This window comes from Thermogutta sp. (assembly GCF_039793925.1).
Taxonomy (GTDB): Bacteria; Planctomycetota; Planctomycetia; order Pirellulales; family Thermoguttaceae; genus Thermogutta.
In genome coordinates this window covers 1-1,222 of record NZ_JBAMME010000139.1, presented here as the reverse complement: position 1 = coordinate 1,222, position 1,222 = coordinate 1, and the positions used below count along the sequence as shown (strand labels likewise).

Annotated in this window: 1 protein-coding gene; it reads left to right on the top strand. The window is 60.6% G+C overall.

The window, feature by feature from the left end; genetic code table 11:
* Positions 1-1,142 (top strand): glycosyltransferase family 4 protein (locus tag ABJK56_RS05745; RefSeq protein WP_347243710.1); only part of this gene is annotated, 1,142 nt, incomplete at its 5' end.
* Positions 1,143-1,222: the final 80 nt, after the last annotated feature.

Below are 1,222 nucleotides of genomic sequence, written 5' to 3'. Positions count from 1 at the left end.
ACCACGATTTCTATCTTTACCGCTTCCGGATGCCTGTGATGCGAGCGCTTCGGGAGCGGGGAGCACAGGTGTTTGCGATTTCCCCGCCTGGGGAATACAGCCAGCGTTTTCAAGCGTATGGGGTAGCGTTTGTGCCCTTACCGGTGGACCGTAAGACCTTTAACCCGCTGAAAGCGTTGGGGACGGTTCTGCGGTTGAGGTCTATCCTGCGGGAACTCCAGCCGGATATGCTCCAAACCTTCACGCTGCGGCCCAATGCATACGGAGCCCTGGCCGGACGGTTGGTCGGAGTGCCAGTCATCATTGGTACAGTAACTGGGTTAGGCACGCTCTACATCAACCGCGATCTCAAGACCCGTCTGGCCCGCTGGCTGGTGGAGCAGGTGACCCGTCAGGCTTTGCGGGCGGCGGACGCGGTTGTTTTTCAGAACCCCAACGACCGGGATTACTACCTGAGCCGAGGGCTCTGTCGTCCGGAGCAAGCCCGGTTGATTGTCAGCACAGGCGTGGATGTGGAGGCGTTCTCGCCAGAGCGCTTCTCTTCGGCTGAACGTCAGGCCATTCGCCAGAGGTGGGGGATTCCATCGAATGCCATTGTGGTCACCATGATCGCGCGTCTGATCGCCCCCAAGGGGGTTCGGGAATTCCTGGAGGCGGCGGAGCGCCTGAAGGGGCAGGCGCACTTCGTGCTCATCGGCGAGCCCGATCCCGGAAACCCCGATTCTTTGACCTGGGAGGATGTGCAGGATTATATCCAGAAAGGTATTGTCCTGGCCCCTGGCTGGCAGAAGGACGTGGTGCCCTGGCTGGCGATCACGGATATCTTTGTGCTCCCCTCTTATAGAGAAGGCACCCCCGTTGCGATCCTGGAAGCGATGGCCATGGGGCTGCCGGTGGTCGCGACAGACGTGCCAGGCTGTCGTGAGGCGGTTATCCCGGGAGAGAACGGATTTCTGGTACCACCACGGGACTCCGAAGCGCTGGCGGAGGCTCTACGCAATCTGGTTCACGCCCCGGCGCTACGCCGCCGGATGGGAGAAGTCTCCCGGCGCTTGGCAGTGGAGCGTTTCCGAGTGGAGCATATCGTCCAGCAATATCTGACCCTGTATGCGGATCTATTGCGCGTCAAAAGGCTGGGGTGAAGTAAGATGAAGAGGCCGGATGGCGCAGCTCGGGCGGTGCAGCTCCGCATCAAGCGGTTGATGGACATCGTGATCTCCCT